This is a genomic window from Streptomyces sp. NPDC056224, assembly GCF_042267665.1.
Taxonomy (GTDB): Bacteria; Actinomycetota; Actinomycetes; order Streptomycetales; family Streptomycetaceae; genus Streptomyces.
Window position 1 is genome coordinate 166243 of record NZ_JBHJTK010000009.1, and the last position, 23191, is coordinate 189433.

At 69.5% G+C, this 23191-nt stretch carries 18 protein-coding genes and 1 pseudogene; 14 read left to right on the plus strand and 5 right to left on the minus strand.

Going from position 1 to position 23191, the window contains the following annotated elements:
• A pseudogene (locus ACFCZ1_RS15080) lies at window positions 1-391 on the minus strand (hypothetical protein); the annotation flags it as partial.
• 1048 nt (window positions 392-1439) lie between these two features.
• Here ACFCZ1_RS15080 and ACFCZ1_RS15085 point away from each other — a divergent pair.
• Window positions 1440-2399 (plus strand): WD40 repeat domain-containing protein, encoded by a 960-nt coding sequence (locus ACFCZ1_RS15085; RefSeq protein ID WP_376678720.1) that lies wholly within the window; start codon window positions 1440-1442, stop codon window positions 2397-2399.
• Between the two features lie 615 nt (window positions 2400-3014).
• Here ACFCZ1_RS15085 and ACFCZ1_RS15090 read toward each other — a convergent pair.
• Window positions 3015-5753, minus strand: coding sequence for a WD40 repeat domain-containing protein (locus ACFCZ1_RS15090; RefSeq protein WP_376678721.1), 2739 nt, complete (start codon window positions 5751-5753; stop codon window positions 3015-3017).
• A 303-nt stretch (window positions 5754-6056) separates the two neighbouring features.
• A complete protein-coding gene (locus tag ACFCZ1_RS15095; RefSeq protein ID WP_252308856.1) occupies window positions 6057-6770 on the minus strand; it encodes a hypothetical protein in 714 nt (237 codons plus the stop codon).
• A gap of 301 nt (window positions 6771-7071) precedes the next feature.
• On the opposite strand from ACFCZ1_RS15095, the gene ACFCZ1_RS15100 reads away from it, so the two are divergent.
• The 6 genes from ACFCZ1_RS15100 to ACFCZ1_RS15125 all read left to right on the plus strand — a co-directional run bounded on the left by ACFCZ1_RS15100 (window position 7072) and on the right by ACFCZ1_RS15125 (window position 15949).
• Window positions 7072-7437: a DUF4158 domain-containing protein gene (locus ACFCZ1_RS15100; protein ID WP_376678722.1), complete on the plus strand. Its 366-nt coding sequence runs from the start codon at window positions 7072-7074 to the stop codon at window positions 7435-7437.
• A gap of 28 nt (window positions 7438-7465) precedes the next feature.
• Window positions 7466-7948, plus strand: coding sequence for a hypothetical protein (locus tag ACFCZ1_RS15105; RefSeq protein WP_252308858.1), 483 nt, complete (start codon window positions 7466-7468; stop codon window positions 7946-7948).
• Window positions 7945-10740, plus strand: coding sequence for a tetratricopeptide repeat protein (locus ACFCZ1_RS15110; RefSeq protein ID WP_252308859.1), 2796 nt, complete (start codon window positions 7945-7947; stop codon window positions 10738-10740). The genes ACFCZ1_RS15105 and ACFCZ1_RS15110 overlap by 4 nt, the downstream gene beginning before the upstream one ends.
• Before the next feature lie 261 nt (window positions 10741-11001).
• Window positions 11002-12699, plus strand: a complete 1698-nt coding sequence (locus tag ACFCZ1_RS15115) for an IS1182 family transposase (protein WP_327738872.1) — start codon at window positions 11002-11004, stop codon at window positions 12697-12699.
• Window positions 12700-13550: 851 nt separating this feature from the next.
• Window positions 13551-15107: an AAA family ATPase gene (locus ACFCZ1_RS15120; RefSeq protein WP_158734312.1), complete on the plus strand. Its 1557-nt coding sequence runs from the start codon at window positions 13551-13553 to the stop codon at window positions 15105-15107.
• Window positions 15108-15160: 53 nt separating this feature from the next.
• Window positions 15161-15949, plus strand: coding sequence for a hypothetical protein (locus ACFCZ1_RS15125; protein ID WP_314245546.1), 789 nt, complete (start codon window positions 15161-15163; stop codon window positions 15947-15949).
• Between the two features lie 552 nt (window positions 15950-16501).
• Here ACFCZ1_RS15125 and ACFCZ1_RS15130 read toward each other — a convergent pair.
• Window positions 16502-17467: a pirin family protein gene (locus ACFCZ1_RS15130; RefSeq protein ID WP_376678723.1), complete on the minus strand. Its 966-nt coding sequence runs from the start codon at window positions 17465-17467 to the stop codon at window positions 16502-16504.
• 117 nt (window positions 17468-17584) lie between these two features.
• On the opposite strand from ACFCZ1_RS15130, the gene ACFCZ1_RS15135 reads away from it, so the two are divergent.
• The 7 genes from ACFCZ1_RS15135 (at window position 17585) to ACFCZ1_RS15165 (ending at window position 22362) form a co-directional block, all read left to right on the plus strand.
• The gene (locus tag ACFCZ1_RS15135; RefSeq protein ID WP_376678724.1) at window positions 17585-17935 is read left to right on the plus strand and encodes a tetratricopeptide repeat protein; all 351 of its coding nucleotides are present in this window, start codon (window positions 17585-17587) and stop codon (window positions 17933-17935) included.
• A 114-nt stretch (window positions 17936-18049) separates the two neighbouring features.
• Entirely contained in the window at window positions 18050-19243 is a 1194-nt protein-coding gene (locus ACFCZ1_RS15140) for a methyltransferase (RefSeq protein ID WP_376678764.1), read from the plus strand.
• Between the two features lie 28 nt (window positions 19244-19271).
• Window positions 19272-20024: a MerR family transcriptional regulator gene (locus ACFCZ1_RS15145; protein WP_376678725.1), complete on the plus strand. Its 753-nt coding sequence runs from the start codon at window positions 19272-19274 to the stop codon at window positions 20022-20024.
• A 195-nt stretch (window positions 20025-20219) separates the two neighbouring features.
• Window positions 20220-20801 carry a DUF6230 family protein gene (locus tag ACFCZ1_RS15150; RefSeq protein ID WP_376678726.1) on the plus strand — a complete coding sequence of 194 codons (582 nt, stop codon included), beginning with the start codon at window positions 20220-20222 and terminating at the stop codon, window positions 20799-20801.
• Complete coding sequence (locus tag ACFCZ1_RS15155; protein ID WP_376678727.1) at window positions 20792-21232, plus strand: DUF6114 domain-containing protein; 441 nt, start codon at window positions 20792-20794, stop codon at window positions 21230-21232. The genes ACFCZ1_RS15150 and ACFCZ1_RS15155 overlap by 10 nt, the downstream gene beginning before the upstream one ends.
• Window positions 21229-21885, plus strand: coding sequence for a hypothetical protein (locus ACFCZ1_RS15160; RefSeq protein ID WP_376678728.1), 657 nt, complete (start codon window positions 21229-21231; stop codon window positions 21883-21885). Before ACFCZ1_RS15155 ends, ACFCZ1_RS15160 begins: the two co-directional genes overlap by 4 nt.
• A 174-nt stretch (window positions 21886-22059) precedes the next feature.
• The gene (locus ACFCZ1_RS15165; protein WP_376678729.1) at window positions 22060-22362 is read left to right on the plus strand and encodes a DUF2087 domain-containing protein; all 303 of its coding nucleotides are present in this window, start codon (window positions 22060-22062) and stop codon (window positions 22360-22362) included.
• Here the strand turns inward: ACFCZ1_RS15165 and ACFCZ1_RS15170 are convergent.
• Complete coding sequence (locus ACFCZ1_RS15170; protein WP_376678730.1) at window positions 22335-23102, minus strand: metallophosphoesterase; 768 nt, start codon at window positions 23100-23102, stop codon at window positions 22335-22337. The genes ACFCZ1_RS15165 and ACFCZ1_RS15170 overlap by 28 nt on opposite strands.
• Window positions 23103-23191: the final 89 nt, after the last annotated feature.

The following is a 23191-nucleotide window of genomic DNA, read 5'->3' on the forward strand; positions in this document are numbered from 1 at the left end:
CCAGCAAGGCCACCGCCACCGCCCGCACCCAGTCGGTATGCCCGGTGAGGGGCTGACCGAGAGGGCGGCCCTCTGCCACATCCCACACCCGCACCGTCTTGTCGTAGCCACCGGTGACTGCCACCGGGCGTCCGTCGAGGACGCCCACAGCGATCGAGGCGATGTGCCCGGTGATCGGCGGCCCCACTGGGCGGTCGGTTTCGACGTCCCACACCCGCACTGTCCCCTCGCGGGTGTGACGAATGACAACCAGCCGCGTCCCGAGGGCCGTCACCGCGAAGGGCCTGACTCCGTCGGAAGGCCTGGTCCGGTTCTTGTCGGTGATCAGGGACCACACCCACGAGGCGAGGCCGGCAGAGGCCACGGCCTGGCGGCCCTCCGGAGTCGTCAAGACGACCTCCCGCACGTCCCTGCCGGACGGCCCGGCCCCTGGAACAGGCTTCGCCCCGCTCGCCGCAGGCCGCCCCGCCCAGAAGTCCTCCACGTGTCCCCCGTTCGACCAGGACGGCCACCAGACTCCAGCAGGGCCCTCTCCGTCGGCCACGTGCACGGCACGCACCACTGCGGCCAGCTGTGGGTGGTCGGTGCGAAGGGCATGCATTCCCAGCAGCCAGCGCCGGACACCCGCGTCGCGGCCCCTGTAATGCAGGGACGCTCGGTACACCGCGGCCGACTCCCGTGCCCGGTGACCTGCGGCGCTGTCGAGCAGCGGGACTACGAACTCCGGATCGGCATGAACGAGGAATGCAGGATCCATGAGCAGGGAGTCCACGGACCCGCCGGACAACGCTTGTGCTATCGCCGTCTTCTGCTCAGCCCACCCAGCTTCGGACCATCCCCCAAAAGGTTCCGATGGCGTACCAGCCAAGACATCGTTGTGGCCCACGCGTCCACCCCCGTCACAGCAGGGCAACCTGGATGATGCCCCACCTCCACAGTGGCAGGCGATGATACATGTCGTGATCTTCCAAGGGCCGACGTTCCACCGGTCGGAACCGGACACCGAGCGACTACTGCCATGTGTCAGGTGAGGCTGGCACGCCTCCATGTCGGCCACCGCCACGCCGGACGCAAGGCACAAGGGTGTTTGCGCCCCTGGGATGAGTGAGGCGCATCCTGCAGACGAATGACGCAAACATCCACTTGCTGCTGTGAAGTCAGCCACGACACCGCCCGGCCCCCAGCTGCTCGGCGTACCGGAAAGCGGCTCCCAAACGACCGGCTGAGCCGCATGAGTTAAGCTGCTCGGCCGTGCCCACCGAGCAGTGGGCGACCGTTCTGAAGCAGCCGGAGACGGTCGCCTGGCTCATGTCACCGTGCGGGGTGGAAGAATGCGCAATCCGGCGGACGGTGCTTTGTCCGACATCTGGGTTCCCCGGTGGACTCGCTCGGAATGCGGAGGCACATCGTTGTCTCCGGTCAGCACTGTGGTGACCACGGTGCTCGACGGACACCGTGTCGCCGTCACCGCTGGCAAGGACGCCGCGTGCGTGTGGGACCTGACCGACGGCAGCTGCTCCGGTGAGATATCGGTCGGTGCGATGGAGGACATGGCGATCGTCCCGTTCGGAAATCGTCCGGCGGTCGCCGTCCTCGGCCACGATTCGCGCAGGGTCGGACTGTGGGACCTGGCCGCTGGACACCATGTGTCGGACCTGCCTGCCGAGGATACCCAAGCCGTGGCCGTAGTCATGATCGATGCCTGCCCGGTCGTCGTCACCGGCCACGAGGACTGCACGGTACGGCTGTGGGACCTGACGACTTGCCGGCAGATCGGTTCCCCCCTTGTTGGTCACACAACCTGGGTGGCCCACGTGGCCACTGCGATGGTCGACGGCCGTGCCGTCGCCATCACCGGCGGTGGCATGGACCTAGACCACGACTGGGACGAGAAGATACGAATCTGGGACCTCACGGAAGGCAGGCAGCTCACATCATTCCCCACCGCAGACGGCCCAGTCTCCGCGATCGCCGTGATGACACTCGGCGGCCGTCCCGTCGTAGTGGCCGGTTACTGGGACGGGCGGTTGGAACTGTGGGACATGACTACGGGACAGGCTCTCAGGGCATGGCAGGCCGAAAGCCTCACCGACCTCCTCTACCGGCCCGCCGGAGTCAGTGCACTGCAGACCATGGTGCTGCGTGGCCGCACCGTCGTGCTGGCCGGTCACGACGACGGCACCCTGCGGATCTGGGACGTGGCAACCGACGAACAGACCGGACCGACGCTCCAACTCCCCATCTGTGAGGGCGCCTCCGCACGCCAGCGGTCACTTGGGGCAAGGCGTCGTCGCGTGAGGCTGGCCATCGGTCCGGAAGGCGGTCTGGTCGCCTGCGCCGGCCAGGAGGTGGCGTTGCTGTACTACGGCGGGACGGCGCAGGGGTGTGACAGCGCCTGACCGGTCGCCGTTGCCGCTCGTGGCGCCGAGGCTTCCCCCCGGCTGTAACTGACGTCCTGGCCTGACCAGACCGGCGGCCCGCTCCGAAGCGGACCACCGAGACGCCGCGCCGACGGGGTTTTCCAGCGCCGTCGGCACGGGTTCGCTCCAGCGAGTGGGAGTGTTCGCCGAACAAACGGCCTTTCTGACTCTGTTCGTGAGAATGAGCAGCGATTCGGGCGGCAGCGGATCCGTGTCAGGTGGCGCGGATGTTCACGTGATTCGACGGCAGCCGAATACGGCCAAGTAGGTGGCCAGCACCACTCGATGCCCGACCGGTCGAACCACCAGCGGGGCGCCCAGCATCTCCTCGACCACGTCGTAGCCGGTTGCGGACCTGGTCCACTGGCTGCGGGATCACCGCCCGGATGTCCCGTTCGCGGAAGTGGGACCGGATCATGCGTGAGGAGTACGCCCGGTTCACGATCACCGTTGGCGCCAGACCGATGCCACCATAAGTGCCCGGTCGGCAAGCGGCAGACAGTCGATGGCTGGGCAAGATTCGACCGCGCGCTCCTTCACCGGGGGGTGCGGGGACGGAAGTCCGCTGCACGTTGAGTGAGACAACCCGGATTCTCATGGGTGTACGGCTCCGCTCGTGGCGGCAGCACCCTGCGTGACTTCGACAGCGCCGGACGCCTGGAGCCGCAGCACTGCCACCTCGGGGCCGAACGCGACCACGAGATCACCATTCGGTGCGGCTGTGAGCGCGTGCACGGGCAGAGGGAGCAGATAGTCGGTGGTGGCCCTGCGCCCTGTGGCCAGGTCGAGGAACCGCACGGTGTTGTCATGGCTGATGGCCGCCACGAGTCGCCCGTCATCGGTGCTGCTGACGGCTATCGCCCCGCTCGCACCTGACTCGGTGAGCTCGTGGCTGCCGACCTGGGCCATGGAGCTGAGGTCCCACAGGCAGACCGTTCCGTCCCGCCCCTTTGTCACCGCGGCAGGACCGCTGGGCAGCGTCGCGGTGGCCACCGAGGTCACCCAGTCCGTGTGGCCGGTCAATGGCCCGTCGACCTGGCGGCCGGTGGTGAGGTCCCACAGCCGCACCGACTTGTCCCAGCCGCCCGTCACCGCGATGGGCCGTCCGTCCAGAACAGTGGTGGCAACGGCTGTGACCCGGCTGGAGTGACCGGTGAGAGGCTCGCACAACGCCTTGCCAGTGTTGAGATCCCAGACCCCCACGGTGCGGTCGCTGCCCGCGGTGACCGCTACGGGCACTCCGTCCAGGTTCGCCGTGGCCATGGCGAGGACTCTGCCGTGGTGGCTGGGCGTCGCCGAGCGAACCTCTCGGCCGCTGACGGGATCGAGAATGTGCAAGGTCGCGTCCGGGCCGGCGGTCACGACGACCGGGCGCCCGTCCACGTCCGCTGTCGTCATAACGGCTGCCACGGTTTGCGAGGCATCGGTGACCTGCTGACCGGTGGCCACGTCCCAGGTCCGTACGGTCTTGTCGGAGCCCGCGGTGATGGCCACGGGCTTCCCGTCGAGAATCGTCGTGGTGAGGGCGACGACGGCGCCGGTATGACCGGAGCGGTGCCGGCCACCACCGTGAACCTGGGTGAGATCCCACATGCGCACCGTGCGGTCTTCGCCCGCGGTCAGGGCCACCGGACGTCCCTCCACGAGGGTGGTGTCGAGGTCCCACACCTGGCCGGTGTGCCCGGTAAGGGGCTCGCCCTGCTGCATCCGGGTCTCCAGATCCCACACCCGCACGGTCTGGTCCAGGCTGGCGGTCACCGCCAGCGTCGCTTGCCCGGCGGGCACGGTGTCCATGGCGCACACCCGCTCCGTGTGGCCGGTCAGCGGCCGCCCCGAGGGCCACCCTTCCACCGCGTCCAGCACAGTGACCGTGCCGTCCGGTTCGGCGGCGAGTGAAACCATTCGCCCCTGCAGCACCAGGGACCGGGAAGTGGCCCGAGGCCCGACTCCTACCGCGTTCCCGGTACTGATCCGGCCGCCTCTGCGGCCCGCTATCAGGTCCCACAGGTCTGTTCGCTCACCCGGGTCGGGGGACAGGGCCAGCAGTCCGTCCCCGGCAGCGGCACTCCTGATGGCTCGGATGTCGTCGGTGCGCTGAGTGCTCGTGGTCAGGTCCCAGACGTGCAGTGCCTGATCGGCTCCCGCACAGAGCACGACCCTGCTCGCGCCCAGGACCGCGGTCTCACGTCTTCGGATGGACGCGTCTTTGTCTCGGTAGTCGGCGGTCCAGTTCCCGACCAGTTCCGGTTCGGCCTGATAGTCGAGGGTGACGGCGACCACTCGGTTGTTGACCGCCGTCAGAGCTGACACGCCTGACAAGTCCTCCGCCTCCAACAACCCGAGCTCTGCCCGCTCGGCTCCTTCGATCGGGTGACCGGTGATGAGGTCCCACACGCGCGGCGGCTGGCCTTCCTCCTCAGTCACAGCGAACGGCCGCTGTCCTTCGACCAGAAAGGCATCCACGACCGCGAGACGCTCGGCGACTTGACGGTCGGCCATCAGATCCCACACCTGGACCGGTTGGTTCACGGCGGCGGCGACGGCGACGAGGCGCCCGCCCAGCACACCTATGTCCGTGACCCAGGGGAACGCGCTGATCTGGGCCCCGGTGAGCAGGTCCCATGCCTGCAGTGTCCGGTCCTTCCCCATGGTCAGAGCCACACGGCGCCCGTCCGGGGTCGCGCACTCCACCATGTCGACGAGTTCGCCTGCAGAACGGCCTGTCTCCAGATCCCACACGCCCACCGGCCCAAAGGCGTGCAGTGTGAACGCCAAGGCACGCTCGTCCACCAGAGCCGTGGCCACGGCCAGCAACTCGGCCGTCACCGACGACACCGAGTCGGTATGGCCCGTCGTCAGCTCATGCCGCAGCCTCCCGGTCGTCAAGTCCCACACCCGCACAGCCCCGTCCTTGCTTCCCGCAACGGCGACCGGCCGATGGTCGACAACCGCCGTCGCCACGGCCGTCACAGGAGCGTCGTGGCCTGTGAAAGCGCGCAGGAACCGAGGGTCGGAAGCAGAGCCGCTCGCCCACTCCGGAACCCACTCTGGACCGGGCTGCCCCGGCACATCCGCGCTCCCGAACCATGCGGCGAGTTCCGTCTCACCCAGCCGTGCCGCGTCCAGCGTCAGCACCTGGCGTCTCTGAACCGGCACCAGCGTCCGGTGCACTTCCGCCGAAGCCCGGTACACCGCTGCTATGGCCCGACTCCGAGAGTCGTCTGCACGGCCCAACAGCTCGATGACACGTGCCGGTTCCGTCGTGAGAAGGAGACTGGGATTCGACAACAAGGAATGCATGTCATGCGGCTCTTCCGCCGGTCCTTCGCTCATAGCCCCCGAGACTACGATCCGGCACTGACATCGGGGCCGTAGTGTGGATGGTGAGCCAGCAGTCTCCGCGCCAGGCGCCAGCCCTACAGCGTCGCCCATCGCCTGCTCGCAAGGCGGACGCGGATGCGGTGTGGAGGCGTTGACCGCTCGCGGCCATCACCAGCAGCCCGAGGCAAAGCCCTAGGCCGAAATCGTCAGCCCCGGCAAGGGACTCGGCGTCCGCTCCGGCCCGGCACCCACTACAAGCAGCAAGGCAAGATCCCGACCGGCACGGTGGTCAAGCTGCAGTTCAACGGCCAGCGCCTACGCTCCCTGCGCCGCGGCCTCGCCGACCTGCACCAGCCCCGCCGCTGCTTCCTCGGCAGCGGAGAAGTCGACCTCCTGGAACTTCCACGACACGATCCGCGCCCCCGCCGGAACTCGGTACACGTACTGCATACCGTTCTTGAACCCCGGCTGCAGCTGGTCGTTGCACTCCGGGTTCCCCTGCAGCTTGAACAGGTCCTTGATCGCGTCGTACCGGCGGCCCTGGTCGTCGATCAGTGAGTTCGCCACGGGATAGCCGCACGTGAGATCCATGCTGGCCTTCGTCTCGTTGCGAACCACCGTGTCGAGCACGATGAACACCGCCCCGTCCCCGGCCTTCACCGTCGCGGTTTCGCCCGGGTCGGTCTGCTTGATGCTGTCGGCCCGGGTCACCTTCGTCACGGTCACGTACGCGCCGCCGCTGCGGGCCTCGGTGCCGACCGCGGAGCCTGCAGCAGAGGGCGACGGAGACGGCGCGGCAGAGGGTACATCTACATCGGGGGTAGCCGGAGTACGCGTGTCCTCCCGGATCGACGCGGACGCCTCCGGCGCTGCTGCCCCCTGGTCGGAGACCAGGGTGTAGACCAGACCGCCGGAGGTGGCGGTCAGGGCGGCGGCCAGGCACACCGTGGCCGTTTTCCACGGGTTCCGAGGAGGCCCCGGCGCGTTCTGAGGCTTGGCCGGTATCGCATCATGCTGGATGTCGGTCATGGATCCGGCTCCTCGGGAGTACGGGAGAAGACTGGGCGCGCCGCTCCCATCGGGGTAGGAGCGTCCAGCAGCAACCACCGGATGGTATTGGGGCTGATGCCGTTAGGTGCTGCTTTTGCCTCTGTTGGTGATCCTGCTGGCTTATTCGGTCAGGCGGCGAGGGAGAGGTCGAGGCGGGCGAGGTGGCTGACGCGGGTGCGGTCGAGCGGGTGGCCGTTCTACCAGGCAAACCGTGTTTGACGGAATGGCTGCCTCGACGAGCGACACTCGGGCATGATGCGTGGCTGTGGGGCGGCAGCCGGTGGGGACGGATGAGCTGGTCGAGCACTGGACAGTGCTCGATGGCGAACCGGTGCTAGTGGTGGGCAAGCGGGGTGGGACGCGGCTGGGGTTCGCGTTGTTGCTGAAGTACTACGCCCGACACGGCCGGTTCTCCCGGGGCCGGGCGGAGTTCCCTGACGAGGAAGTGGAGTTCGTCGCCCGGCAGGTGAAGGTGTCGACCGCGGAGTTCGACTCGTACCAGTGGACTGGCAGCACGAACGAGTACCACCGCGCCCGGAAACGCGAGCACCCGAGGTTTTGGGTGTGCTCGGTGTATGACGCGGAGAAGCCGGCGGTCCGCCTCGCCATGACCTCACGCCTGCCCCTCGGCACCCCCACAACCTGAACCGCAGCCACCTCATCAAGGAGACCCGATGGATCCGGAAGCACTGAACCTCGTCCAGGCAGGCGGCGCAGCGATCGTCGCAGCCATGGTCACCGATGCCTGGCACACTGCCCGCACCCGGACCGTGCAGCTCTTCCAGCGACGTGGCCGTAACCCGCGGGAGATCGAAGCCCAGCTGGACCGCAGCGCCGCCCGCGTGAGGCGTGAAGGGACCGAAGCTGCCCGCGAGGGCGCGGTCGTCCGGTGGCGGGACGACCTGGAAGACCTCCTGAGCGAATACCCGGACGCCGCGGACGACCTCCAGGCTCTCGTCCGCGAGGTCGAGCCGCAGCTGCCGCCGGTCCAGCAGCAATGGGTGCAGAAAATCACCGCATCCGCCGCGGGGGCCACTGCCCAGGGCGCCATGTTCGGCAGCATCATCAACCACCCCGGCAGCCTCTCGGGAACCGCCGCCACTACGGGCAGCGGGGCGGACAGCGCCGCCGAGGAGAGGCAGGACAGGCGAGCGTGAGCGCAACAGACGGCCCGCAGCCGCGGTTCGTACAGAACGTCACGGGTGCCAATGGGTTCGCGTACGGTGCGATCGGCGCCGACATCCACGTCTTCGGCGACGGCTCACCGGTCTACCTGCTCCACAACTGGCACCCCGCCACCCCCACCGACCCCGGGTGGCTCCGCGAGCTGCCGAGCCGGATGCTCAACTCCCGCTTCGAGGTGGTGCCGTTCACCGGCCGGGAGACCGAGCTCGCCGAGCTGAAGGCCTGGCGGGACGGCGGACCGCGGCTCGCCGCGCACTGGATCCACGCCCCCGGCGGGCAGGGCAAGACCCGCCTCGCGGCCCGGTTCGCCGACGAGACCCAGGACGGCGGCTGGCGGGTGGTCACCGCCGCACACGGCCCCGGCTCCGTCCATCCCCCGCCCGGCAGCCAGGACCTGTCCCTGGACGGGCACGGCGGGGTGCTCCTCGTCGTCGACTACGCGGACCGCTGGCCGCTCACTCACCTCAACTGGCTCTTCAGCAACGCCCTGCTGCACCAGGACCTGCCCGCGCGGATCCTGCTGCTCGCCCGTACCGCCGACGTCTGGCCCGCCGTCCGCGCCTCGCTCACCAACCACCGGGCCACCACCTCCAGCGGACTCCTCACCGCCCCGCCCGACGGACCCGCCATGTACCAGGCGGCCCAGGATGCCTTCGCCGTGCGGTACGAGCTCCCGGCGGGCTCCGGCCCGGGCCCGGCGCCCCCGTACGACCTGACCCTCACCCTCCACATGGCCGCGCTCGTCGCCGTCGACGCCCAGGCGCACGGCCGCCGCGCCCCCACCGACATGGCCGGACTCACCGTCTACCTGCTCGACCGGGAGCATCTTCACTGGGCCACCTTGCACGCCCGTGGCGGCGCCAGCGCCACCCCGCCCGCCGCCATGAACAAGGCCGTCTTCGCCGCCGCCCTCACCGGAGCGGCCAACCGCACGCACGGCACCGAGGTCGTGCGCGCGCTGCGGCTCGACACCCCCACCGAACGCGTCCTCGACGACCACGCCCACTGCTACCCGCCGGAGCGGGACGGCGGGGAGACCGTCCTCGAACCGCTATACCCGGACCGGCTCGCCGAGGACTTCCTCGCCCTCACCCTCCCCGGTCACGAGGCCGACTACCCGGCCATGGAGTGGGCCGAGGAGGTCATCGGCGCTCTCCTCGGCCTGCACGCCGGCCGGGGCGTCACCTTCCTCGCCGCCGCCGCACAGCGCTGGCCGCATGTCGGAGCCCACCACCTCTATCCCATTCTCGCGATCGCACCGCGCCTCGCGCTCGCCGCTGGGAGCTCCGCCCTCATTGCGCTCGCCGCCCTGGACGACGTCCCCATCCGGCTGCTCGCCGCTGTCGAGGAGCAGTTCCCCGTCGGCCGGCACATCGAGCTGGACGCCGGGATGGCGGCCGTGACTCGGCGGCTCGTCACCGAACTGCACGCCCTGAATAACAGCCCCGCCGCCCGCACCACCGGCTTCCACAACCTGAGCACCCGCCTCCTGAACGCCGGGCTCGACGCCGAGGCCCTGGAGGTCGCCCAGCGGGGCGTGATCGCGTCGCGGGAGCTCGGCGACGACGTCCTGCTCGCCGCCGACCTGGGCCGGCTCGGCAACTGCCTGGCTCACAACGGGCGCCCAGCCGAGGCACTGCGGGCCACCGAGGAGGCCGCCGCCCTCGCCCGGCCGCTCGCCGCGGCCGAGCCCGCCCGGTGCGAGCCCTTGTACGCCGGCATCCTCGCGGACCTCGCCGTGCAGCTCTCCGAGACCGGCCGGCACGAGGAGGCCCTGGAGGCCGGCGAACGTGCGGTGGCGGCCTGGCGCCGGCTCTCCGCCGACGACCCCGCCCACGAGCCGCGGCTGGCCGACGCCCTGCACACTCTCGGCCGCCGGCTCTCCCACCAAGGGCTCCGAGCCGAGTCCGTCACGGTCTCCCGCGAGGCGCTCTTCCTCCGGCTCTCGCTCGCCGAACGGGATATGGCGGGGCACGAGCCCGGCCTCGCCGCCTCCCTCCTCACCCTCTCCGCCCAGTTGGCCGAGGAGGGACTGCCTGCGGAGGCTCTGGCGGTCTCAGGGCAGGCGGTGGAGAGCATGCGCGCCCTGGCCCGGGTCGATCCCACCGCCCACGACGAGGGCTTGGCACACGCCCTGGTGGCCCTCGGCGCCGACCTGGCCAGGGCGGGACGACTGCTGGAAGCGATAGACACGATGGCAGAGTCCGTCACCGTCCGGCGCCGCCTCTCCCGGGACAACCCGGCCGCCCACTCCGCCGAACTCTCGCAGTCCCTCTCCAACCTCGCTCTCCTCTTCCTTGACGCGAACCGGTCGGCCCAGGCGCTACCCGCCGCCGCGGAGGCCGTCCTGCTCCTGAAACTCCGCCAGGCCGAAGCGCCCGAACTCCACCGGGCCGGTCTCGGCCGGGCCCTGTCGATCCTGGCCGTCTGCCTGGACGCGACCGGCCGCCGGCCCGAACACCTCGGGGCGGCCGTCGACGCCGTCGGGCAGTACAAGGCCGCGTGGGAGGCCGACCCAGTGCGGTACGCCTTCGACCTCGCCCGCGTCTTCGACCAGCTGGGCCGGTACCTGGCGGCCGAGGAGCGCTGGGCGGACGCGCTCGGCGCACTGGAAGGCGGGCTCGCGTTGGCGGAGGCGTACACACACGTGGACCCGACCACGTACGCCCCCCTTATCTCCGGGCTGCGCACTGCGCTCGACGACTGCCGGCGGCGGACACGGCAACCCTGGTGGAGGCGACGAGGGCGGCGCCCGCGGTGGTGACACCCGCGACGCTGTCCTCGCGGCCGTACGGTACGGAGTCGGAGCTCACCCCTCACTGACGCCCGGCTTCTCCAGAATCAGACGCGACCCGCCGCACGTCGCCGCACGTGACACCCGTCGTTTGGGGCTGGTGACGATCCTGCTGGCTGTTCCGTGCCCGGCGGGCTGGCGGCTCGTTGGTCGGGGCAACAGCGGCCGCCTTGGCGTTCCCGGTCGCGGGTAGGGTGTGGAATGTCGATGCGGCCGAGGCCGTGGCCGAAGGTGCCTGAGCTGACCGCGCAGGTGGCGCGGGCGGTGGCGGCACGGGGCCCGTACCCGTTGGCGATGCGGGTCCGTGACGAGCTGGGCGAGCTGTTCGCGGACGCCGAGTTCGCTGAGGCCTTCGGAGCCAGAGGGCGGCCCGGCTGGTCACCGGGCCAGCTGGCGCTGGTGACGGTGTTGCAGTTCGCCGAGAACCTCACCGACCGGGCGGCAGCGCATCGCGTGCGGTACGGCATGGACCTGAAATACGCGCTCGGCCTGGAGCTGGATGATCCCGGGTTCGACGCCTCGGTGCTGTCCGAGTTCCGCACGCGACTGGTCGAGCACGGGATGGAGGAGAAGGTGCTCGACCTGCTGCTGACCGCCCTCAAAGACCGGGGCCTGGTGAAGGCCGGAGGCAGGCAGCGCACCGACTCCACCCGCGTGCTGGCGGCGGTACGCGATCTGAACAGGCTGGAGCTGGCCGGGGAGACGCTGCGGGCCACGCTGGAGGCGCTGGCCTGCGCGGCTCCGGACTGGCTGGCCGGGGCGGTGCCCGTCCGGGAATGGGCCGACCGCTACGGTCCGCGGACTCACTCCTGGCATCCGCCGGCTTCTACGAACAAGCGCGAGGAGATGGCCCTGGTTTACGGCCGGGACGGGTTCGCACTGCTGGAGGCGGTGCATGCCCCCGACGCCCCGGCCTGGCTGCGCGAACTCCCGGCGGTGCAGGTCCTGCGCACGATGTGGGTGCAGAACTACCACCGCACTGTGAGCGAGACCGGGGCGGAGGTAAAGCGGCGGGAGAGTAAAGACCTCCCGCCCGGCAGGCTGCGGCTGGCTTCTCCGTACGACACCGACGCGCGCTACGGCCTCAAACAGGGCTCCTGGTGGACCGGCTACAAGATCCACATCAGTGAGTCCTGCGACGAAACCGACGTGCAGGACGCTGCCACCGGACAGGCGGTGATCCCCGGAGCCGACGGACCGCCGCCGCGCTTGATCACCAACATCGCGACCACCGATGCCACGGTGACCGACGCAGAAATGACCGAACCGGTCCATCACTTGCTCGCCGCCCGCGATCTCCTGCCCGCCGAGCACTTCCTCGACTCCGGTTACGCGTCCGCCGAGTTGATCGTGGGCATGAAGAAGAACTTCGGGGTCACCCTGGTCACCCCGGTCCTGATGAACAGCTCACCCCAGGCACGTGCCGGCGCCGGCTTCGACCGCACCGCGTTCACCATCGGCTGGGACAAGCGACAGGCCACCTGCCCACGCGGGGACACCAGCACCTGGTGGAGCCCCGCCACCCTGCGCGGCACCAAGGCCATCGTCATCAAGTTCGACAAAGAGACATGCCGCCCCTGCCCGGTGCGCGACCATTGCACTCGCTCGAAGACCGGCGGCCGAACCCTCTCCCTGCAACCCCGCGAGGTGCAAGAAGTCCTCGACCATGCCCGCCTCCAGCAGGGCGACGAGCAGTGGCGAGCCAAGTACGCAACCCGCGCTGGGATCGAGGGAACCATCCACCAGGCCGTCGCGGTCACCGGCATGAGACATGCCCGCTACCTCGGTCTCCGAAAGACCCACCTGGAGCACGTCTTCTCCGCCGTCGCGCTCAACCTCATCCGCCTCGATGCCTGGTGGAACGGCCACCCGCTCGACCGCACCCGCGTCAGCCACCTCGCCCGCCTCGACCTCTCCCTCGCCGCCTGACCGAATAAGCCAGCAGGATCGTTGGTAGGCGCAATCCGGACGTCGGCACCTACCATCGGGCCCCGGACAAGACGAAGTCCCCGCAGCCGGGTGGCTGCGTTGCCTTCGCCCACATGGGAGGAGTGAAGATGGCGGGAATCGAAACCGTGTCCAACGGCCCAGAGCCTGTCTAATGATCTCCCTGCGGGCACAAGGAGGGCTCCGGGAGTCGGATGCACGCCCCCGACCACGAACCACCACGACGCAGATGAGACGTATGACAACCAAGATCCGGGCCATTCACGGGCCTAGCCACGGGAACTTGGCCCGACACGTGCCATCTGGGCTGGTCAGCGACGGTACGGCGCGCGTACCACCAGCACACGAAGAACCTGCTGGTCGTCTGCAGGACTGTTCCGGGGCGCCGACCTTAGCGTGCTGACAAGGGGAAGCCGGTGGTCACTGCCCGCCACGCCATGACGGTCGGGTGTAGCCGCAGGCTGAGGGTGCCAGCTAGCTCAATCTCATGGCGGTACAGCAGCGCGCACATCGCCAACTGCGAAGGTACAAGAGTTTTTAAATCGCAAGAGGCAGCAGTGTTGGGCGGCCTACCATGAGTCGCTGGCGATGAGACGGCCCCAAGTTCTGACGGCCCGAGTTGTGCCGCGAGTCCCGGTAACTGCTTGGTTCAGGCGAGGCAACAGACCACGACTTGAGCCGGTGACCCGCTCCACGTTTACGTTGCCCAGGAGGACAAACTGCGCTTCATCGTGCTCGATCGAGACGGTCCCACGAACGACGGTCCTCGCGCCTGCTTGCTGGCGCCACGCGGCGATCCAGGACCTGACAGCTATGCAGCGGACGATGAGTACATGACGCTCTACCAACTGTGGTTCCGTAACCACGGATCGCTCATCGAGTTGGGTGCGGTAAAGATCGGGTATGCCGACCTGATTCGGGGCGAGAGGCCTCTCGAGGCAGGGTCGTTCTCCGCACTATCGGGACTTGATCAGCGCCTGTACTGGTTTTCCGTGGGGCAGAGCGACCTTTATTACGAGAACATCCGCAAGCTTGGTAATGAGACGCGGCACGCGGTCTTGAACGGTCTGTGCGATATGGCGGTCGACCCCTCGGTCTTCGCAACCGCCATGCAATGGGACGTCACCCACACATCGCTGCTGCGTAGCCTCGAGACACGGACGGTGGCAGCCCAGTTCCGGCGCATCGCGCAGGGCGGTCCCCGGCTCACGGAGTACCGGTTCGACTACCTGGGCCCCGCCGGGCACGGCAGCTCGAACGGCAGTGCCACGAAACCCTGGCACCTCTCCTTTTCAGTCGAGCCGCATGCACAGCCCCCCACTAACATTCACGTTCTGATCGGTCGGAACGGGGTCGGAAAGACCACGGTGCTCGGCGACATCACCAGGGCCGTCGTACATCCGGAAGAGGACAGCGATGCCGTCGGGCGTCTCATCTGGGGCGAGGATGGACCCGGCTCCTTCGTCAACGTGGTCTGCGTGACCTTCAGCGCCTTCGACCCGGCTCAGGAGCAGTTCGAGTCGGAACAGGGCGCTGCTGAACAGGGTGAGCTGGAAGGCTGGGACGGTGCGCTGGACGTTACCGACGGCCAACCACCTCCCGCGGCCGAGGACAACGTTGCGGGTGCTTCCTTCAGGTATGTGGGCCTTGCCAAGGTGGATGAGCTGGGGCGCCCGACTCGGGAGCGCAAGACCCGCCTTGACCTAAGCAAGGAGTTCTCCAAGAGCGTGGAGGAGGTTGTCGCCGCCGGCCGAGTCCACAGTTGGATCAAGGCGCTAGAGACGTTGGGTAGCGACCCGTACTTCTTCGAATCTCCGGTCCGCTCCTTCGCGCAGGCTCTCCTGGACCGAGGCGTGTTCGGCCGTACGAGCGACCGTGACACTGCTTTGGAGATCTTTTCCAGTCTCAGCTCGGGGCATGCGATTGTCCTGCTGACGATGACGCGTCTGGTGGAAACCGTCGCCGAGCGGTCGCTGGTGCTCCTCGACGAGCCTGAAGGACATCTACATCCCCCGCTTCTGGCGTCCTTCGTCAGGGCCCTGTCCGACCTGCTCACCGACCGCAATGCGGTCGCACTCCTGGGCACCCACTCGCCGGTGGTCCTGCAGGAGGTCCCGCGCTCCTGTGTCTGGAAGGTCAGCCGCCGGGGCACCATGCAGCCGGAGCGGCCATCGATCGAGACCTACGGCGAGAACGTCGGGGTTCTCACCCACGAGATATTCGGCCTCGAAGTCCGGCGGTCCGGGTTTCACGCCGAGATCGAGAAGGCAGTCCGGGAACTGGGCACGTACGAGCAGGTCCTAGCCCGATTCGGCGGACAGCTCGGCGGGGAGGCGAAGGGCCTCGTGCGGATTCTGCTCGCCTACCAAACGTCGCAGGGGCGCCGCTGATGTGGCCTCTGGAGCCGCCCAGGGTCACCGCCCGTCAAAGTTACGAGGCGTGTGTGGCTGGCACCCGGAACGCGTCCCGCCAGGCACGGCTTCTGGCCGCCACTGAACGCATCGAGGAAGCAGGCGAGCAATTCCGGTGCGCGGCCCAGCAAGGCTCCCTGCACACCCTGGAGTGCGCGGCCTTCGCCCTACCGAATATCTCAGCGGCCGAAGCCGTGGCGTGGGTCTACGAGAACGGCATGCTCGGTACCAAGAACGGTCGAGTCATCTACGAGCAGCTGAGAACAGCCCCGCAACATGATCGTTGCCCCCTGTGCGGACACGGGGTCGTCAGAACCCTTGACCACGTCCTACCAAAGAAGTCGTTCCCTGCGCTGTGCGTCGATCCCTTGAACCTGGTGCCCGCCTGCGCCGACTGCAACCACGCCAAGGGCGACGCCCTCCCGACGAGTCTTGAGACGACTCCTCTGCACCCCTACCTCGACCGCATCGACGATGACCACTGGCTCGACGCGAGGATCGTGGGCGACAGCCCTCTTTGGCTCGACTTCTTCGTCAGCCCCTCGCCATCCTGGGATCAAGTCCTCACTGACCGAGTTCAGTACCACTTCGGACTTTTTGGACTGTCCAGTCTCTTCGCCATCCAAGCGAACCGCACCCTGAGCGGCATCCTCAGCCTGCTCACCGCTCTGCGTCACATTGGTGGGGCCCAGGAAGTGCGCAACTACTTGGCGGACGAGGCCGCCACACGCCTCGCTGACCGCCCCAACGGCTGGGAAGGAGTCACTTACCGGACTCTGGCGAGCAGCGACAATTTCTGCAACGGCGACGTCACACCCTGACTCCGGAGATTCAGCACACACCGCCGGTGATTGCGCAGCAGGCGCGCACGGTCCGGCCCTCGATCGCCTACGCGATCAGCACATCGTTCCTCGCCGAGCAGCAGCTACGTCCGGTCTGCCCGGAGGTGCAACCTCCAGCACCCACGCAGTCTCCCGCCAGTGGCTGGCGGGCGGGACCGGAGCAGCGAGGCTGTTGTCACTTGTCCACAACGTCCACCACATGCCCACGCGCCCACTCCGGCGACAGATCGAACACCTTGGCCAGCTCCGTCTACAAGGCTGTCGGAGCCGACGATGCAAGGGCAGCATCCGCCGTCCTTTGCAGGCAAGGCAATCCGGCGCAAACCTAGGACCAATCTAACTACTCGTCAGTAAAGTCAGCAAAAGGTCAGCATTCGTCTGAGCAAAGCTGATTACAGCCTGCGACAGATGAGACTCAACCGCCGGCGCCGACGGCTGTCGGACCGTGCTCGACAGCCTCCCTTCCACCAGGACAAGCGGAGGGCTGGGTGCGAGTGCCACCCCCAGCCCCCAGCCGCGTAAAACAGCAGGTCAACGAACCCTTCCCCTCGGCTTCAGGTGGGTAGGAGGCAGTTCCGGGGAGGGAATCGGAGGGCCGTCATAGCCCTTGACCTCGCCGAATCGGGACCCGTTCATCCAGTCTTCGCGGGCCTGCGCGATATCATCGTGTGACCGTCCGATCCAGTTCCAGAACATGACGATCTCCTCCTCGAACGGCTCGCCGCCCAGGAGCATCAGGCCCGCGTCCGACGAGGCGCGCAGGGGGAGTTCCGTGCGGCCGCAGCCGAGGTAGAGCATCGAGCCCGGGAGGACCGGGACGCCGTCGACGTGGGCCTCGCCCGACATCGACAGGACCGCGTACTCGAAGTCCGGGTCGAGCGGCAGACGGGCCTCGGCGCCCGCCGCGAGGGCCAGGTCCGCGCCGACGATCGGGGAGTACGCGGACCCCGGCGAGGTCGCCGTGTCCAGGGTGCCGAGGATGACCGTCGCGGTCAGGCCCGGGGCGCTCACCAGCGGGAGCTCGGGGTGGTGCTGGAAGTGCGGCTCCACATCGCGGTGGGCGTCCGGGAGGGCCACCCAGAGCTGGGCGCCGTGCAGGAAGCGGGCGTGCGGGCGCGGGCTCTCCTCGGAGTGGCTGATGCCACGGCCGGAGGTCATCAGGCCCAGCTCGCGCGGGCGCACCGTCGCCAGGCTGCCGACGCTGTCGCGGTGCAGCACCTCGCCCTCGTGGAGCCAGCTCACCGTCTGGAGGCCGGAGTGCGGGTGCGGCGCCACCTGCATGCCGGGCTCGTCCGCGATGTCGTCGGGGCCGTAGTGGTCCACGAAGCACCAGGCGCCCACCATGCGGCGGCCCAGGTTCGGCAGGAGCCGGCGTACCTCGGTGGACTCCCCGAGCTTGACCGTGCGCGGGCTGAGAAGTTCGCGCACCGGTTCGGCCACGACGAAGCCGCGGCCTCCGCAGGTGGAGAGAGCGGGCTGGCGATCGAGATTGCTCATGCGGACAACCTAGCCGCGAGGCGGGGAACGCGTCGGGTGGAATGTTGCACCGCCCGGGCGTGTTGGAGGCTGCGGACACACCATCCGATACGCGGAACGGACGACGGAAGGGACGCGATGAACGCGCCGAGGACGTACTTCGAGCACGGGACGGCAGCGGAGCGCTGGGCGCGGGCCCAGCTGTTCTTCGGCGCGAGGGAGTACGCGACGGCCGCACGCATCCTGGACACCCTCGCGGACGAGGTCCCGGAGCAGCTGGCGCCGCGCCTGCTGCTGGCCCGCGCCTACTACCACTCCGCCCAGCTCTCCCGCGCCGAGCACGAGCTCCGCGCCATCCTGGAGCGCTGGCCCGTGGAGGACTACGCACAGTTGATGCTCGGTCGCACGCTGGAACGGAGCGGCCGGGCCGCCGAGGCCCGTCCGTACCTGCGGATGGCCGCCGCGATGGCCGGGGAGTTCCCCGGGTAGAGGTCCGCGTACGGGCCGGACAGCCGCGGCTCCGGCACCCGAGGGGGCCCGCCCGGCCCCGTCCGTGCGGGGCCGGGGCTCCGGCTCGGCTAGCCTGGGTCCCATATGAACCGCCTGACCACGCCATTCGGCACCTACGAGCTCACCCGCTTCCCCGAGGACCCGCGCGACCGGCTCCGCGCCTGGGACGCCGCCGACGAGTACCTGCTGCGCCACCTCGACTCCGGTACCGGGGAACGCGGGCCGGTGGACCTGGCCGGCGCCGGGCAGATCACCGTGCTCGGGGACCGCTGGGGGGCGCTGACGACGGCGCTCGCCGCGTACCGGCCGACGCAGATCACCGACTCCTCCCTCACCCGCTCCGCCACTGCCGCGAACCTCGACCGGAACGGGATCGGGACGTCGAAGTCGACGGTGACGCTGCTGACCACGCAGGATCCGCCGCCCCAGCGGATCGACGTACTGCTGGTGCGCGTACCGAAGAGCCTGGCGCTGCTGGAGGACCAGCTGTACCGGCTGGCGCCGCACGTGCACGCGGGCACCGTGGTCGTCGGGACCGGCATGGTCAAGGAGATCCACACCTCCACGCTGCGGCTCTTCGAGCGGATCCTGGGCCCGACGAAGACCTCGCTCGCCGAGAAGAAGGCGCGGCTGATCTTCTGCACGCCGGGCACCCCCGGGGCCGTGCACCCGACGAGTGCCGGACCGTGGCCGCTGACGTACACGGTCGACGAGGACGCGGGGTCGGGCTCCGGCCTGACGGTCGTGAACCACGCCGGGATCTTCTGCGCCGACCGGATGGACGTCGGCACCCGCTTCTTCCTGCAGAACCTGCCGACCAACACGGACGGCGCCCGGGTCGTGGACCTGGGCTGCGGCAACGGCGTCGTGGGCACGGCGGTCCAGGTCCACGACCCGGACGCCGAGGTCGTCTTCACCGACGAGTCCTACCAGGCGGTCGCCTCGGCGCGGGCCACCTACCGGGCGAACGTCCGCGAGGGGCGGCGCACCGCCGAGTTCCTCGTCGGCGACGGGGTGGCCATGCTGCCCCCGGCCTCCGTCGACCTGGTGCTGAGCAACCCGCCCTTCCACTCCCACCAGGCCACGACGGACGCGACGGCGCTGCGGATGTTCGCGCAGTCGCGCAAGGTGCTGCGGCCCGGCGGCGAGCTGTGGATCGTCGCCAACCGGCACATGGGGTACCACACCCACCTGCGCCGGCTCTTCGGCAACAGCGAAGTCGTCGCGAGCGAGCCGAAGTTCGTGGTCCTGCGCGCGGTCAAGCAGGATCGTCCACGGGCTATGTGACCTGCCGGTAAGACCTACACTCGGCCGCGTGAGCAGCCAGGTGGGGGACGAGGGCGGCGGCGGGCGGTACCGCCGGGAGGACGTGGCCCGCGCGGCAGGCGTCAAGGTGCGCAACCTGCGCTACTACCAGGAGCGCGGGCTGCTGCCGCCGCCACGCCGCGAGGGCAGGATCGCCTGGTACTCCGAGGACCATCTGACGCGGCTGCGGCTGATCAGCGACCTGCTGGGGCGCGGCTACACCGTCAACGGCATCGCCGAGCTCCTGCACGCCTGGGAGGACGGCGGCGGTCTGTCGCAACTGCTGGGCCTGGAACGGGAGATGACCCGGGACTGGGTGCAGGAGGAGCCGGTCACGATGACCCGGGCCGAGCTGCGGGAGCTGTTCGGCCCCACGGCCACCGCCGAAGACACCCGGCGGGCGGCCGAGTTGGGGTACGTGACGGTCGAGGGGGACCTGGTGACCTACCCGAGCCGACGGCTGCTGGACGCGACGCTGGCGCTGGTGCGGCAGGGGGTCCCGCTGGCGGAGATCCTGGACGCCGGGGATTTCGTACAGGCGCAGGCGGCCGCGCTGGCGGACCGGTTCGTCGGACTGTTCCGGCGGCATGTGATCGGTGCACAGGGGCTGGAGCTGCTTTCGGCCACACAGTTGGAGCACATCACGGCAGCGGTGAGGGCACTGAGGCCGGTGGCGGGTGAGGTCGTGGCCACGGAGTTCGCGCGGGCGATGGCGCGCCGGGTGGACGCCGAGGTCGCCGAACTGCTCCGTACGGAGCAGTAGGAGTCGGCTGAAAGGGCGCGCTCGCACAACCTTGCCAACCTCCATTGGCACTCTTACATTCAACTCGTCGGTAACAACGGTGCACAGCCGAAGTTAAGGGACGATCTCATGGCAGATTCCCCCAAGTTACCCGAATCCCCCGGTGCTCCAGGTGCTGCAGGTGCCCCCGGTGCTCCCGGACCCGTCGACGGCCGTGTGCGCTGGCGTCGTTTCGCGGTCCTGACCGTCCCCGCCGTCGCCGTCACCGCCGGTCTCGGCATCGCCCTCGCGCAGGGCGCGCTCGCCGCCTCCTTCGCCGTCTCGGGGCAGCAGTTCAAGGTGTCGGCGAAGAGCCTGGAGGGCGAGGGCTTCGCCCAGTACGGCAGCGTCGACGTCAACGCCCGCGAGGAGCTGATCCCGGTGGCGGTCACCGCCATCAGGGAGGCCAAGCTCAACAGCCTCTGCCAGTCGGTGGTCACCACGCTCCCGGTGATCGGGGACATCTCGCTCAACCTCACGGCCGGGCAGAAGAAGCCCGTGGAGGCGAGCAACCTGTTCGTCGACGCGACGCAGCTCGCCGGCGACGCGGTCTTCACCAACATCGAGATCGGCCGTGACGCCTCCACCCTCGACAAGGGGCCGGCCGACGCTCAGGGGATGCAGGACCTGTTCGCCCAGCAGGCGGACAGGGTCAGCATCACCGATCTGCAGCAGACGGCGTGGGCCACCAACGCCGGCACCTTCAAGCTGTCCGGGCTGAGCATGAACGTCAGCAAGGGCAAGAAGGAATGCTTCTGACCCGCTGGCGGCGGTGGCGGCGCAGCAGACCCTTCTGGGGCGGGCTGTTCGCGGTCCTGGCCGGCGCGTGGATCTGTGTCCTGCCGCTGGCACCGCTGAAGATCATGCTCCAGCAGGGGGTGGCGGGGATCCCGTCCGTCCTGATGGGGATCGTCATGATCGTGTTCGGGCTCACCGCCTGGTTCGCGCCCGCGCAGCGCGGCCTGGCCGGTGTCCTCACCACGCTGATCGCGACGGCGGCCCTGGTCCTGTCCAACCTGGGCGGGTTCCTGATCGGCACCCTGCTCGGCATTCTCGGCGGCGGCCTGATGTTCGCCTGGCAGCCGTCCGCCGCCGCTGCCCCCGCTCCCGCCCCTCTCGCCGCCCCCGCCCCCGCTCCCTCCCCCGCGGTCCCCACGCCGCACTCCGATCCCCAAGGAGCACAGCCATGAACCGTACGCGCACCGCTCTCGCCCTCGGGATGGCCGCCGCCGCAGCCCTGTCGGCGGCCTCGGTCACCGCCTCCGCCTCCGCCGCCCCCTTACCGCTGGCCGGGTCGACCACCGTCACCCCGGCCGGGGACTCCTTCAAGGCCACCCTCAGCGGGAAGGCCACCTTCAAGGCCGGTTCGGTGACGGTGACCTGTACGGTCTCCGTCGCCACCGGTGCGGTGCCGGCCGCCCCCGGCAACACCAACCCGGCCGGGGCGGTCTCCTCGCCGATCACGCCGCCCACGTACAGCTCGTGCACCTCCAGCATGTGGGGCGTGACCCCCACGGTCACCACCAGCGGCTCCTGGTCGGTGTCGATGCAGAACGGCGCCCCGGCCACCGCCACCATGACCGTGCCGGTCGGCGGGCTCGTCGTGCACACCACGGGCCTCGCCACCTGTACGGTGACCGCCGCGCCGGCGGCCTCCGCCAACGTGCCCGGGAGCTGGACGAACGGCGCCCCGTCGAGCCTGACCTTCACCAACGCCTCGGTACCGGTCACGGTCACCGGCGGGTTCGGCTGCCCGACGAGCGCGACCACGTCCACCTTCAACGCCGTCTACCTGGTCAGCGACACCACCGACCCGGCGCAGCAGATCACCGTCGGTCCCTGACCCGCCACCCCCCGCACGCCCCGCACGCCCCGCACGCCCCGCACGCCGAAGCCCGCCGGTCTCCCCCGGAGTCCGGCGGGCCGTTCGTGCGTACGGCCGCTCAGCGGTGGGCCGGGCGCGCTGTGCCGAAAATTGCGTTGCCCCGCGGGAGGGCGGCGGGTGAAGCTCGCGGACATGTCACAGAGCACCGAACACCGGCAATCCGCGCCCCCGGCACGGCGGGACGTATCAGACCCCTTCTCCGGCGGGCGCCTCGTCGCCATCCCCCGCAAGGCCGCCCGGCGCGAGCAGCTGCTCGCCCACCTCACCGAGACCCTGTTCGCGGTGGACCGGGAGTACACGGAGCCCGAGGTGAACGACGCGCTGCGCACGGTGCACGAGGACTGCTCGGCGCTGCGGCGCTATCTGATCACCTCGGGCCGTCTCACCAGGACCCGGGACGGCAGTTGCTACCGTCGGCCGGCGACCACGCGGTAGTGGGTCGTCAGCCGCCCGTCCTCACCCAGCACGTGGAAGGCGACGGCGGGCGGCTCGTCGAGGTGGACGTGGTGGTCGGGCCCCGTCTGGATCTCCCAGGGGAGCCTGAGGGCGGAGACCACACCGGGCGCCACGAGCAGCGGGCGTCCGGCGAAGGTGGTCGCGGCCGCGGTGTGGGCGTGCCCGCACAGGAACGCACTGAGGTGCGGGTGCCGTTCGGCGAGCGCCGCCAGCCGCTCCTCGCCGAACTGCCGGATCCCGTCGACGTACGGGGTGTGCAGCGGTACCGGCGGGTGGTGGAAGGCGACCAGCACCGGGGTCTCGCGCGGGGTGTCGGACAGTACGCCGTCCAGCCAGGCCAGCGTGGACTCCTCCAGCAGGCCGTGGTCCTCGCCGGGAACGGACGAGTCGCACACGGCGAGCACGAAGCCGTCCCCGCGCAGCACTTGGTCGACCGGCGCCGCGGAGGCGTCGGCTCCCTCCCCCGACATCCCCTGCCGGAAAGCGACCCGCTCGTCGTGGTTGCCGGGGCAGACGACGAGGGGGTGCCGCGAGCGCAGCAGCTCGGCGGCCTCCTCGTACTCGGCGGGAGCGGCGTGGTCGGCTATGTCCCCGCTCACCAGAACCGCGTCGAGGTCGTACGGCAGGGCGTCGAGGTACTCCATGACGGCGCGGGTACGGTCGGCTGCCCGCGGGCCGCCGTCGAGGTGGATGTCGCTGAGGTGGGCGATCACGATCACGGGCGATGCCTCTTTCGTCTCTGGTCCACACGTGCGTACGCCGCATTCAACACACCGAGGAGATCATTCCTCCAGGCGCAGCGTCCGGT